This is a genomic window from Litoreibacter sp. GN1-5, from assembly GCF_055693805.1.
Genome location: NZ_JBVFUP010000001.1, coordinates 3,654,086 through 3,667,016 on the forward strand (window position 1 = coordinate 3,654,086; position 12,931 = coordinate 3,667,016).

The 12,931-nt window shown below is 56.5% G+C and carries 12 protein-coding genes; 4 read left to right on the forward strand and 8 right to left on the reverse strand.

Annotated features, from left to right (window positions below; all coding sequences use genetic code 11):
• Positions 1 to 456, reverse strand: a complete 456-nt coding sequence (locus tag ACZ1HF_RS18425) for a universal stress protein (protein ID WP_472658879.1) — start codon at positions 454 to 456, stop codon at positions 1 to 3.
• Between the two features lie 148 nt (positions 457 to 604).
• Here ACZ1HF_RS18425 and ACZ1HF_RS18430 point away from each other — a divergent pair, with 148 nt between their 5' ends.
• Positions 605 to 1,567, forward strand: a complete 963-nt coding sequence (locus tag ACZ1HF_RS18430; RefSeq protein WP_472658880.1) for an MBL fold metallo-hydrolase — start codon at positions 605 to 607, stop codon at positions 1,565 to 1,567.
• 25 nt (positions 1,568 to 1,592) lie between these two features.
• Here ACZ1HF_RS18430 and ACZ1HF_RS18435 read toward each other — a convergent pair whose 3' ends face one another.
• The 3 genes from ACZ1HF_RS18435 to trpS all read right to left on the reverse strand — a co-directional run bounded on the left by ACZ1HF_RS18435 (position 1,593) and on the right by trpS (position 4,724).
• The gene (locus ACZ1HF_RS18435) at positions 1,593 to 2,459 is read right to left on the reverse strand and encodes a branched-chain amino acid aminotransferase (protein ID WP_472658881.1); all 867 of its coding nucleotides are present in this window, start codon (positions 2,457 to 2,459) and stop codon (positions 1,593 to 1,595) included.
• 575 nt (positions 2,460 to 3,034) lie between these two features.
• Positions 3,035 to 3,466: a hypothetical protein gene (locus tag ACZ1HF_RS18440; protein WP_472658882.1), complete on the reverse strand. Its 432-nt coding sequence runs from the start codon at positions 3,464 to 3,466 to the stop codon at positions 3,035 to 3,037.
• A gap of 220 nt (positions 3,467 to 3,686) precedes the next feature.
• On the reverse strand, positions 3,687 to 4,724 hold the full coding sequence (trpS, locus tag ACZ1HF_RS18445; protein WP_472658883.1) for a tryptophan--tRNA ligase: 1,038 nt from the start codon (positions 4,722 to 4,724) through the stop codon (positions 3,687 to 3,689).
• Positions 4,725 to 4,799: 75 nt separating this feature from the next.
• On the opposite strand from trpS, the gene ACZ1HF_RS18450 reads away from it, so the two are divergent.
• The gene (locus ACZ1HF_RS18450; protein ID WP_472658884.1) at positions 4,800 to 5,492 is read left to right on the forward strand and encodes a rhomboid family intramembrane serine protease; all 693 of its coding nucleotides are present in this window, start codon (positions 4,800 to 4,802) and stop codon (positions 5,490 to 5,492) included.
• Between the two features lie 29 nt (positions 5,493 to 5,521).
• On the opposite strand, the gene ACZ1HF_RS18455 is transcribed toward ACZ1HF_RS18450, so the two are convergent.
• Genes ACZ1HF_RS18455 through ACZ1HF_RS18470 form a run of 4 tightly spaced genes read right to left on the reverse strand, consistent with a single transcriptional unit; the run spans position 5,522 to position 11,562 of the window.
• Positions 5,522 to 6,052, reverse strand: a complete 531-nt coding sequence (locus ACZ1HF_RS18455) for a hypothetical protein (protein ID WP_472658885.1) — start codon at positions 6,050 to 6,052, stop codon at positions 5,522 to 5,524.
• Between the two features lie 5 nt (positions 6,053 to 6,057).
• Positions 6,058 to 7,599, reverse strand: coding sequence for a murein biosynthesis integral membrane protein MurJ (murJ, locus tag ACZ1HF_RS18460; protein ID WP_472658886.1), 1,542 nt, complete (start codon positions 7,597 to 7,599; stop codon positions 6,058 to 6,060).
• Complete coding sequence (locus tag ACZ1HF_RS18465) at positions 7,596 to 10,418, reverse strand: [protein-PII] uridylyltransferase (protein ID WP_472658887.1); 2,823 nt, start codon at positions 10,416 to 10,418, stop codon at positions 7,596 to 7,598. Before ACZ1HF_RS18465 ends, murJ begins: the two co-directional genes overlap by 4 nt.
• Positions 10,378 to 11,562, reverse strand: coding sequence for a penicillin-binding protein activator (locus ACZ1HF_RS18470; protein WP_472658888.1), 1,185 nt, complete (start codon positions 11,560 to 11,562; stop codon positions 10,378 to 10,380). Before ACZ1HF_RS18470 ends, ACZ1HF_RS18465 begins: the two co-directional genes overlap by 41 nt.
• 98 nt (positions 11,563 to 11,660) lie before the next feature.
• Here ACZ1HF_RS18470 and rsmI point away from each other — a divergent pair, with 98 nt between their 5' ends.
• Positions 11,661 to 12,524: a 16S rRNA (cytidine(1402)-2'-O)-methyltransferase gene (rsmI, locus tag ACZ1HF_RS18475; protein WP_472658889.1), complete on the forward strand. Its 864-nt coding sequence runs from the start codon at positions 11,661 to 11,663 to the stop codon at positions 12,522 to 12,524.
• Complete coding sequence (locus tag ACZ1HF_RS18480) at positions 12,521 to 12,874, forward strand: YraN family protein (protein WP_472658890.1); 354 nt, start codon at positions 12,521 to 12,523, stop codon at positions 12,872 to 12,874. Before rsmI ends, ACZ1HF_RS18480 begins: the two co-directional genes overlap by 4 nt.
• Positions 12,875 to 12,931: the final 57 nt, after the last annotated feature.

Consider the following 12,931-nt stretch of genomic DNA (forward strand, 5'->3'; position numbering starts at 1 on the left):
TTAGCAAATCGCTTCGAGCTGTTCCTTGGTAAATTCACCCGGCACAATCGTCAGCGGCACGGGCAGATTGCCTGAATTGCGCGAAAGCTCTGTTACCAGCGGACCGGGGCCCTTCTTGTCGGTGCCTGCCCCCAGAACCAGAATGCCGACCTCCGGGTCTTCGCGGACCTGCGCCAGAATTTCAGGCACTGGTTCCCCTTCGCGGATGACCAGTTCCGGATCAATGCCCTGCTTGTCGCGCATCCATTTCGCAAAGACCTCGAAATGCGCCATGATCCGTTCGCGCGCTTCTTCACGCATAATGTCGCCAACGCCGATCCAGTGGTTGAACTCTTCTGGGGGGATCACCGCAAGTATCTCGACACCGCCACCTGTTCGTGCGGCGCGCATGGCGGCAAACCGCATGGCATTCAGGCATTCACGGCTGTCGTCCAGAACGACAAGAAATTTACGCATGGCTTAACCCTCCGAGGGCAGATCATGGCGCAAGCTGTGGCCACGTGCAACAGTCGGTTTCATATCACATGCACGTGTGCGGGTTTTGCTTTTGCTTGGTCTTGCTAGTGCGCTCCCATAGCGTGAGCAAAAGATCGGAGCACGTCATATGATCCATGTCGCAAACAAGCTTTCGCGGCGGCACGTCCTTGCGGGGCTCGGGGCCAGTCTTCTGCTACATCCCAGCGGTCCGGCCAACGCAGATGGCATGATGCCGATGCGCGCCATACGTCAGTTTTCGCTGGGAGATATGGCGGTCACGGTGATTGACGATGGCAGCTTTTCCATGGGCGTTGGCATGTTTGGTGCGAATGCCGGAAAGGACGAGGTCGGCGCACTGCTGCAAAGCTACGGCATGTCCGGCAAGATGGCTGCGATGCCTCTGCAGGTCATGCTGGTCGAGACCGAGGGCGTCCGCATTTTGATCGACACAGGCATGGGTGATGTTACGCTGCACGGCAATACGCCGGATAATGGACGCCTGATCCGCTCGCTTGAGGCGCTTGGTCTTGCGCCTGCCGATATTGATATTGTTCTACTGACCCATGGGCACCCGGATCATGTGGGTGGTCTGACGGTAAATGATGAACAGGCCTTCCCGGCAGCACAGCATCTATTGCCGGATATCGAGTTTGAATTCTGGACGCAAAGCCCTGATCAGGCCCCCGCGCAGCTGCGTGAGATGGTCCGCGAATGTCGACGTCATATTTTGCCCATAAGCCATAGGATCAAATCTTATAGTGATGGGGATCAGATCGCCCCCGGTGTCACGGCTGTTGCGGCCCCGGGGCACACCCATGGGCATTTCGCCGTGATGCTCGAAAGCCGGGGTCAGCGGATGCTACATCTGGTCGATACAGCTGTTCATTATATCACCGGGCTAGAACGGCCGGATTGGACCGTTGGCGCGGACCTGAACAAACCGCTTGCGATCGAGACCCGCAAACGCCTGCTGTCACGCGCCGCAGAGGAGTACTTGTTGATCGCAGGCTACCACTTCCCCTTTCCCGGCGTAGGGCGAATACTGCGACTGGGGGACGGGTTTCGCTATGTCCCGATGCCGTTGGTTTAATGACAAATAGGGAAAGCCACCCATCCTAAACGCCACTGCTCAACGCCCAGTCCCAGTACATTTCGCGCACGCGTTTGGTGACAGGGCCAATTTGGTAGTGGGTGCCGTCGAATTCTTTGACTGGCGTGACCTTCATCATATTGCCGGACATAAACACTTCGTCCGCGTGATGGAAATCGTCGAAGCTGAGCACGGTTTCGTGGACCTTTACGCCCTCGGCCGCGAGGTTAGTGATGTGGCGGGCGCGGGTGATGCCGGCCAGAAACGTGCCGTTGGCGATGGGGGTGAAGACCTCCCCATCCCGGACCATGAAGATATTGGCGGATGCGGTTTCGGCCACATTGCCAAGCGCGTCGGCGGCAAGCGCGTTGCCGTAGCCTTTGGCACGAGCCTCGGCCAGCATACGGGCGTTGTTGGGGTAGAGGCAGCCCGCCTTGGCATTGACCACGGCGTCCTCCAGCACGGGGCGGCGGAAGCGGGTGGTGGTCAGTGTTGTTGCCACCGAGGGCGGGGCCATCGGGATTTCCTCTAGGCATATGGCAAAGCCTGTGGCGCCTTCCTTGGGCACGATCCCCAGATCGCCACCTTCCAGCGCCCAATACATAGGGCGAATGTAGACCGCCACATCTTTTGGGTAGGCTTTCAACCCTTCCCATGTCAGCGCAACCATATCTTCTGTGCTGACGGTGGGTGTGATCATCAGCGCCTCGGCCGAGCGGTTGACGCGGGCGCAATGGGCCTCAAGATCAGGGGCAACGCCATTGAAGTAGCGCGCGCCATCAAAGACGGTACTGCCCAGCCATGACCCGTGATCGGCAGCGTTCATGACAGGTACATCACCCACATGCCAGGTGCCGTTGAAATATGTGCGGATATTGATGCCAGTTGCCATTATGCCCTCCGGATTGGGCATACAGTAGAGCGCAATCTGAAAAGTGGGAACCGGTTTTCGGGATAGACTGCGTGGAATTTTGAACCGGGTGTGCGCTGTCATTGCCCTTTGCAAAATCGTCCCCGGTTGAAAGACCGGGGACGCAAGGGACATGAGAGTAGGTTGGCCGGGACTTGCACAACCTGCTTCAGGAGGCTGCTGAGCGATCCACCACCAGGGTGGTTTGCCATTGGGACGATGGCATTTGTCTTAGCAGCGGTGCCGTAGAGGCACAGAAGGATGTAGGGGAAACACCCATACCCATTATGTTATGCGCCTGTTGAATCTGTCCTTTGACAGATTTGTCGCGAGTTTATGACAAATGCGCTGAAATATGATCACCCATGATTGGAGCGCGTCTGATAATATTGGGCTTAGTGTCTGAAAAAAGGCCCGCGCCAAAGTGCGGCTTGGCATGACCCTATGGCAGAGCGCAAATGGTTGGCGATGCAGGGTTTCCTGATCAGGTTATGCGGACCCCGAGCACAAGATCGGTGTCCGCCAGTTTAATCTGACTTGTCAGTCTTGTTGGTTTCTTAACGCACAGATCCGGCAAAGGAGCTTGGCGAAACTTCAGATATTGTGAGTTTTGCGCCAAGGAAATTCTGCCTTAGCGTAATTACGAAGAATTGCGTTTTTGAAGGGTCATTGACATATGTAAGCTTGTTCGTCTCAAGGCCCAACGAAATGCCTTCAAATTTTAGTTCCAGGGTATGTTTGCCGGGGCTTGCTTTGAAATCCCCCACTTCATTATTCCCTAAGGACGCAACTTGTTTTCCGTCCAAAAGAACAAATATTCTTGGGGCGCTGCCCGCAAATCCGGTACTACGCGCCACAATCGCCGTATTACCATCTGCATTCTTGATTAACGTATTAATTTCACTTGTCTTGGTGGTGCCTGTTCCAGAACAACCTGCTATTCCCAAAACCAAAAACAGCGTGAAGAAAAATTTAATAAACCCGGTCATATTACTTCCTTAATTATACTTTGGTGCCATGCATATGTTAGGGGGATTAAGGTCAAATAAGTCAAGGTTCAAAGCGCGTTCTGGCAAGCGCTTAATCCGGTCGCAGCCAATCCCATTAAGTAGATGCCAATTTGTTCCCGACACTTCAATTGGCCTGCTACCGGTTTCGTGGACGGCCACCTAAGTTCGCCCGAGGCCTGTAACAATCTGGCCGCAGTGCCTACTTTGATGCCACCATGCCGACGATCTCGTAAGTCTGGGCCAGAACTGGCGCGGCTATCGCGCGTGCCCGCTCTGCACCACGGCCAAGGATGCGATCAATTTCGGCGGGGTCCTGCATCAGCCGGGCCATTTCGCCCGAGATGGGGGATAGTTTTGCAACCGCCAGCTCGGCCAGTATCGGCTTGAACTCCGAGAACTGCTTGCCGCCTACATCGCGCAAGACATCCTCGACGGACAGGTCCGACAAGGCTGCGTAGATATTGACCAGATTGCGCGCCTCAAGCCGGTCGCCCAGGCCATCGGGTTCAGACGGCAGGGCGTCCGGGTCGGTTCTGGCCTTACGGATTTTCTGCGCGATTGCGTCTGCGTCGTCGGTCATGTTGATCCGGGACATATCGGAGGCATCCGATTTCGACATCTTCTTGGAGCCGTCCCGCAAGCTCATCACGCGAGTGGCGGTTCCCTCGATCACGGGTTCGGTGATCGGGAAGAATGGCGTTTTGAAGTCATGATTGAACTTCTCGGCAATGTCGCGGGTCAGCTCAAGGTGTTGCTTCTGATCTTCGCCCACGGGCACATGCGTCGCGTGATAGATCAGAATGTCAGCCGCCATCAGGGCGGGGTAGGCGAACAGCCCGACACTGGCGTTTTCGCGGTTTTTGCCGGCCTTGTCCTTGAACTGCGTCATACGGTTCAACCAGCCCATGCGGGCGACGCAGTTAAAAATCCACGCCAGCTGCGCATGTTCGGGCACCTGGCTTTGGTTGAACAGGATCGATTGTTCGGGATCGATGCCGGAGGCGATGAACCCTGCGCACAGCTCGCGCGTGTTGCGTGCCAGTGTGGCCGGGTCTTGCCAGACGGTGATGGCATGTAGATCGACCATGCAGTAGATGGTTTCGAAGTCACCTTTCTGCATATCGACAAAGCGCTTGATGGCACCAAGGTAATTGCCAAGGGTCAGGCCGCCCGAAGGCTGGATGCCCGAGAAAACCCGTGGCGTGAAATCGCGGGGTGTATGGGCCACCTCGGTCATTTGTGTTCTCCGTCTGGATTTATATGTGCATGTCGCTTACCCATGGGGGTAACTGAGGTCAACCAGAGCAGTCCAATGTATAACCCGAACGCCAATGTGTCCCCGTTCAATCCCTTGCCGCCAGTGGTCGTTGTGCTGGCTGCGATTATCGCGCTGGTCGAGCTGGTATTTCAGGCCGCAGATAGCGGTATTCTGGGTGGATCACAGGCAGTGGGGTGGCGGATCAATGCGATCCGGGATTTCGCATTCATTGATCCCGTGTGGGATCAGATGATTACCAGAGGGTCGTTTGAGGCTCGTGATCTGCTGCGGTTTGTGACCTATCCGTTTATCCATGGCTCTTTTATGCATGCCGCCTTTGCGGTTGTTATCGTGCTGGCTATCGGCAAAGCCGTGGGCGAGGTGTTCAGCACATGGTCGTTTCTGGCGGTGTTCTTCATATCTTCTATTGTCGGCGCGATTGTGTATGGCACGGTGATCGACACGCGGGTCGCGCTTTACGGAGGCTATCCGGCGGCTTACGGATTGATCGGGGCGTTCACCTTCCTGCTTTGGGTGAAACTTGCGGGGGTGGGGGCGAACTCCATGCGGGCGTTTACGTTGATTGGGCTGTTGTTGGGCCTGCAACTAGTGTTCGGCGTCCTGTTCGGCGGTGGCTATGGCTGGATCGCCGATGTAGCGGGCTTTGCCGCAGGGTTCAGCTTGTCCTTCCTTGTCAGTCCCGGTGGCTGGTCGCGGGTTCTGGCAAAGATCCGGCAACGGTCCTGAGCTTGGCTGTCTAGGCCTTCAACGGTGGATCACTTCAGACAGGCTTCGATGACTTTCTGGATGTTGCTTGCCGAGCCCTCAAGGGGCACCCGTACAGTCGTAAGGTCAGGGCGAACGGATATGTCCACATAGCTTTCTTCTGACAAGGACGACAGAAGTGGGTGGGCCGTGTCAAAGGATGGAAAATAGAAAGCCCAATCGTTCAGTGCGCTTTCGAAAATCGGATAGACGGTGATCTCTCTGGTGTTGAATTTGAAAACCGCGTCCGGGCGCTGGGCCTCACCATTTGCATGGGAATTGAAATAACGCACGGTGAAATAGGGGTCGGTGCATAACACGGATAGCTCTATGTTCGGATCACTGGGGTCTGTGGCTTTGCAACTTGTTGTGGCGGTTGCCTCCCCGCCTTCGAAACCGCCATCTGGATCGTAGGTCCATGGAGTGCAGATATGTGCTGATGTTTCCGCAGGTGTAGGGCCTGATACTAGCGTTACGAATGCGGCCAGTAAAATGGATACTGCGGACCGTTGTGCTTTTCTTATAGGGTCACTGAAGGCCATACGGCTTATCTTCTCACGGCTCGTTTGAAATCACCAAGGCTGAAGGCCCCGATGCTCTGGCCGATAATTCCATAGGAGATTGCGCCCAGCACGACGATGAGACCAAGGGCCAGATAGCGCCAGCCTGCGACGCCGAACAATGGCAGCAGCGCTATGAACACAAGATACAGCACGACCCCCATGCCCGCAGAGGCAAAGATGATCCGGGGGACACGTTTGCGAAAGCGGGGATCAAATGTTGCAGGCTCTCCGAAATGGCGGGAATAGCGCCAAAGCAGGAACGCCATGACCCAACCCGCCAGTGTCGTGCCAAAAGCGGCGGCGATATAACCGATAACGGGGGACAATCCGATGGCAATGGCGGCATTCACCACCATGGCGACGAGGGCGAAATAGAATGGTCGTTTGGTATCTTCGCGCGCGAAGAACAGCGGTTGGAACACTTTTTGCAGCACAAAAGCCGGAAGCCCCGCGCCGTACACGGCCACCGCCAACGCGGTTGCGGTTGTGTCGTCAGGCCCAAAGTGGCCCCGTTCGAACAGAACCGAGATCATCGGCATCGGGATGACCATCAGCGCTACAGCGCAAGGGAGCGTCAGGGCCAGCGCGACCTCTCCGGCGCGATTGAAGGCGTCTTGGCCACCTTTCGCGTCACCGGCTTGCAGCTTGCGCGACAGGTCAGGCAACAGTACCACGCCGATGGCGATGGCAACCACGCCCAAAGGCAGTTGATAAAGACGGTCTGCATAATTCAGCCATGCGATGGCGCCCTCGAAATAGCTGGCAACCTGCCTACCAACCAGCAGGTTCACCTGCACCACACCGCCCGCGAGCGCCGCGGGGGCCGCGATGATAGCAAGGCGCTTCAGCTCTGGTGTCAGGCGCGGGCGCTCGGGCAGCAAGCGATAACCGGCACGTGATGCCGCGACCCAAACCAACGCCATTTGCGCAATGCCGGCGATGGGCACGGTCCATGCCAGGGCCAGTCCCATGTCACCTTCTAGCACCCATGTCACCCAAAGCGTAGCAATGAACAGAATATTCAGCAGAACCGGCGCTGCGGCAGCCGCAACGAACCGACCTGTCGCGTTCAGGACACCAGACAGCAAGGCTGCCAGCGAGATAAACAGAATATAGGGAAAGGCGACGCGGCCAAACAAAACCGTCAGATCGAACCGATCATCTGCGGCAAACCCAGATGCCATGGCGTAGACCAGTACGGGCATGAAAATCATCGCAAGAATTGTGAACACGATCAGCAGCGTTGCAAGTCCTGTGAACGCATCCCGGGCAAATTCATGTGCGTTGTCATCGGCTTCGACCTTCTTGGAGAACATGGGCACGAAGGCCATGTTGAACGCACCTTCGGCAAAGAAGCGGCGGAACATGTTGGGCAGCGAGAAGGCGATCAGAAACGCCTCGGCCACGGGGCCTGCCCCCAGAAAGCCCGCAATCAGAATATCGCGCACGAAACCCAGAACACGGCTGAGCAATGTCCAGCCGCCCACGGTCGCAAACCCGCGCAAGAGCCGGATCGATTGGGTCATGTATTGGCCCTTTCCACGCCTTTGGAAATCGCATCGCGCAGCTTGCGCTCGATTCCGTCCTGCTTGGATTTGGAGTGGAATTTCAGCCCGAACATATCCTTCACATAAAACGTATCAACCACCTGCGCGCCATAGGTCGCGATCACAGCGGAGGCAATGTAGATATTGGCATTGGCCAGCGTCCGGGTCAGATCAAACAGCAGGCCGGGGCGGTCGCGGGTGTCAACCTCGATGATCGTGTAAATCTCAGAGCCTTCATTGTCGAAGGTGATAGAGGTCGGCACGATGAATTCACGTTCCCGCTTTTTGATCTTGTCGCGGTCTTTCAAGGCATCATGGGCGACCACTTCGCCTTTCAGGGTTTTCTCGATCATGGATTTGAGGCGCGGAAGGCGGTGGGCCTCATAGGGATGGCCTTCGATGTCCTGTATCCAGAAGGCGGCGGTCGCAAAACCGTCTTTCGTCGTATAGGTTCTGGCATCCACAACATTGGCCCCAACAAGCGCCAGCGCGCCGCACATGCGGCTGAAAATACCAGGGTGGTCGCTCATCGTGAAGCAGACGCGGGTGGCATCACGGTCTTCATCCGGCGTCAGGCTGGTGCGGATTTCGTCGGCCTGAAGCCCACGCAAAAGCGTTGCGAAATCAACATGCGCCTTAACATGCAGACCCTGCCAATAGGGTGGGTAGTGGCGTGCTATTTCGGTTTTGATATCCTTCGCGTCCCAATCGGGCAGGGCGGCACGCAGGTTTTTCTTGGCACCAGCACCGCGTTCTTCGCGGTTGAGCGCCTCCATCCCGTCTTCCAACCCGCGCCGTGTCTGCCGGTAAAGCGCGCGGATCAGAGCGGCTTTCCAGTTGTTCCAGATATCTGGCCCGACCCCGCGAATGTCGCAGACGGTCAGCACGGTTAGCAGGTCCAGCCGTTTGACGGTCTTCACCGCCTTAGCAAAGTCACGCACGGTGCGCGGGTCTGCGATGTCACGTTTCTGGGCCATGTCAGACATAAGCAGGTGATAGCGGACCAGCCATTCAGCGGTCTCGGTTTCCTCAGCATTCAGGCCCAGCTTGGGGGCGATGCTACGGGTCAGGCGTGCGCCAAGGATAGAGTGATCTTCAGCCCGCCCCTTGCCAATGTCATGCAGCAGCAGAGCTACATAAAGCAGTTTGCGGTTCACCCCTTCCTTTAGAATGCCTGACGCAATCGGCAGCTCTTCCACCAGCTCTTCCCGCTCGATCTGAGCCAGCACAGACACACATTGGATTGTGTGCTCATCCACAGTATAAGAGTGGTACATATTGAACTGCATCATCGCAACAATGGTCTGAAAGTCCGGGATGAATGCGCCAAGCACCCCAAGTTCATTCATGCGCCGTAGCGCACGTTCCGGGTTGCCGTGTTTCAGAAGCGTGCCAAGAAAGATCTTGGCAGCTTCTTTGTCGGACCGCACGGTATCGTCGATCAGATCAAGGTTCGATGAGACCAGCCGCATCGTGTCCGGGTGGATCAGGTAGCCGGTGCGAAGCGCCTCTTCAAATAGGCGCAGAATGTTGAGCGGATCGGACAAGAATTCGTCCGGATCGACCGCATCCAGCCGGTTTTGTCGAAGCGTATAGTTCGCCTTCAACCTTTTGCGGCGCGCGTTGCGCAGAAAGCCGATGATCTTTGGTTCCGGCTTGACGTGTTGCGCTTCCAGATCGGTGACAAGGATGCGCGTCAGTTCACCTACGCGGGTGGCGTGGCGGAAATAGGCTTGCATGAAATGCTCGACCGCGCGCCTGCCGCCGCCATCCTGATAACCCATGCGTGCGGCCACATCGACCTGCACGTCAAAGGTCAGCTGTTCCATTGCGCGGTTGGCAATCAGGTGCATATGGGACCGGACAGCCCAGAGAAAGTTTTCGGCCGCCCGGAAATCGTCCAGCTCATCTTGCGTGAACACGCCGAGTTCGACCAAAGCGGCCACGGTTTTGACGCCGCGTGCGTATTTGGCAATCCAGTAAAGCGATTGCAAATCTCGCAGCCCGCCCTTGCCCTCCTTGACATTGGGCTCGACGATATAGCGCTGACCGCCGTGTTTTTTCAGACGCTCTGCGCGTTCTTCCAGCTTGGCTTCGACGAATTCGGCAGCTGTCCCTTTGAACAGGTCGTTCCAGAGGCGTTCGTCCAGTTCTTTGGCTAAGCCTGCGTCCCCATCGATCTGCCGGTGTTCCAACAGGGCGGTGCGGATGGTGTAGTCTTCCTTGCCAAGACGCAGGCAATCTTTCACGGTACGGCTGGCATGGCCGACTTTTAGCTTCAGATCCCACAGGATGTAGAGCATGCTTTCAATCACGCTCTCGGCCCAGGGGGTGATCTTGTAGGGCGTCAGAAACAGCAGATCCACATCCGAGAAAGGGGCCATTTCGCCCCGACCATATCCCCCGACAGCCATCAGAGCCAGACGTTCCGCCTCGGTCGGGTTCGACAGAGGGTGCAGATGCTTGTGGGCGACATGAAAGGTGGCGCGCACCAGACCATCGGTCAAATACGTGTAGGACCGCGTCAGTGCATAGGCATCCTTTGGCTTTTGCTCAAACGCAGTCGCAATATTGGCGCGACCCACTTTGGCTGTCTCACTTAGCAGCGTTACAGTCGCCTGTCGCACAGCTTTGGCGTCTGTGGCCGTATCGAGCAGCGCGTCAAGCCGCGCAAACACATCCGTTGCATCAAAAATATCAGACGCCGGGCAGATCAGATCGCCCGGCGTCCAGATCTCATCAAGCTGTCTCTCAGGCTTAGAAACCGAAGCCGCCGAAGGATTTTGGAGCAGGGTCAATTATCTGGACCTGACTGTTAGTAACCTGTGCAATCGCAAGGGCGCGTTGGTTTGTGCCATTTGCCCGGAACCGGAATACCCCGTTCACCCCGGCAAAACCAGAGGATTGCGTTAGGCTGCGGGTGGATATGTTCAGTTTTTTCGCCTTCAATGCTCCGACAGCCGCAATTCCATCATAGGCAAGTGCGGCCAAAGGGTGCGGGGCCTGACCATAGCGTGCCTGATATCGTCCAACGAACTTGGCGTTCAGATTTGGGTCGGGCAGGGCGAACCAGCCGCCCTGCAGACCGGGCAGGTTCAGTGTGTCACGTGGCACGTCCCAGCGTGTGAGGCCCAGATATTTTGTCTCGGCTGGGTTCAGGCCCTGCTCGGGCAGCAATTGCGCCAATAAAGGCAGCGCCCCGGTGCTGTCATCAGTCAGAAGTACGGCATTTGCTCCGGATGATTTCGCCGTCGAGACGATCTGGGGAATGGATGCGACGATACCTTCCTGAGAAAACGTGAAATTGCTGGTGGCCACCACGCTTGCGCTTGATCCCGAAGCGGCCTTTTGTACAGCGCCTTGTGCGATCTGGCCAACAGGTGTGTCAGAACTGACCACCACGACGCGGTTACGTCCTTTCGCACCCGCATATTTCATTAGGCGGGTGGCGATATTGTCGAATGTATTGCCCAGAATGAACAGGTTGCCTCCGGCGATGGAAGCATTGTTCGAGAAAGACAAGACATTCAAATTATCATCCCGCACAGCCACTGCAGCCGCGTTAGCAGCGCCTGATCTGAGTGGTCCGACAATGACCTGCGCCCCGTCCGCAGCGGCTCTGTTTGCGACAGCAGCGGCTGTGCCTGCATTGCCAGCCGTGCGATAGACCTTGAGTTGAATATCTTTGCGCCCCAGATCCGAGAGCGCCAGACGCGCAGCGTTTTCCAGACTGCGGGCCAGACCCTCATCCCCCGGTGTGCTGGAGCCATATGGCACCAGAAGTGCTACCTTCATGGCATTTTTCGAGACTGTGTCATCATCCCCACCGCCACCGGCAGCCGGTGTAATGGGTGCGTCGCAGGCCGTCAGGGCGACCAGCCCTAAAATCGCGGCTCCGACACGCATACTCTTGCGGGTCTTGAAAAAACAGTTGAACATCATTGCAGAAATCTCCTTAGCTCCCCACTGGCTTGGCCAGATTTGGCGCAAGGTTACGTTTTCTGCGGGTTCAAGTAAACGCACTCCGGACAGGATATATCATGACGGCTGCAAATCGCGTAAATCTGGCGCCGGGGCTTTATTTTCTTGCGACACCTATTGGTGCAGCCCGCGATATCACATTGCGGGCGTTGGATATTTTGGCCTCAGCGGATGTGATTGCTGCGGAAGATACCCGAACATTACGCAAGCTGATGGATATTCATGGAATCACCTTGGACGCACGCCCGTTGATCCCCTATCACGACCATAATGGTCAGGCGCAGCGCCCGCGTCTGCTGGCGGCTTTGGCGGACGGCAAGTCAGTGGCCTATGCGTCCGAGGCAGGAACGCCATTGATTGCTGATCCGGGGTATCAGTTAGGTCGCGCGGTCTCTGAAGCCGGGTATCAGGTGATCGCGGCCCCCGGCCCATCTGCTGTTTTGGCGGCTTTGACAGTGTCGGGGCTGGCGACGGATCGGTTTTTCTTTGCAGGGTTTGCACCCAACGCATCCGGTGCACGGCGGAGCTATCTGAAAGAGTTGAAAGAGGTGCCGGGAACGCTTGTTTTCTATGAATCCCCCAAGCGTGTTCACAAAATGCTGGATGATATGGTGACAGTCTATGGCGGGGACCGGCAGGCGGTGATCGCGCGGGAATTGACCAAGAAATTTGAGGAAGTGATGCGCGGCAGCCTTGAGGCATTGAAAGAGGCCTTGAAAGACCGCACGCTCAAGGGTGAGATCGTCATTCTGGTTGAGCGCGGCGAAAAGGAACAAATTGATGAAAATTCTTTGGAAGAAATGCTTCTGAATGCGCTGAAAACTGATACCCTAAAAGATGCTGTTGCCAATGTGGTTGAACAAACTGGGCTTGCTCGGCGGCAGGTCTATCAGACGGCCTTGAAACTGGGGAAGAATACGTGAGCGGGCAGACTGGATATCACGCAGGGTTGGAAGCGGAACGCAGTGTTGCAAGAACTTATCTGCGGAATGGATACAAGTTTGCGGCGCATCGCTATCGCGGGAAGGGTGGGGAAATCGACCTGATTATGCGGCAAGGCGATGCGGTCGTCTTCATTGAGGTCAAGCAAAGCAAATCCCATAGTCGTGCCGCAGAACGTCTGTCCCGACGGCAGATGGGTCGCATCTACGGCTCGGCCGCTGAGTTCCTTGCAGGGGAAGCGAACGGGCAAGATACGGATACGCGCTTTGACGTAGCGCTGGTCAATAGTGTTGGTGAAGTGAATGTGATCCAGAACGCCTTCGCGGCGTGATCTTTTGACGCTTTGCGGATTGCAAGAGCAGAGAGGACCGGTCATGTAAGACATTCC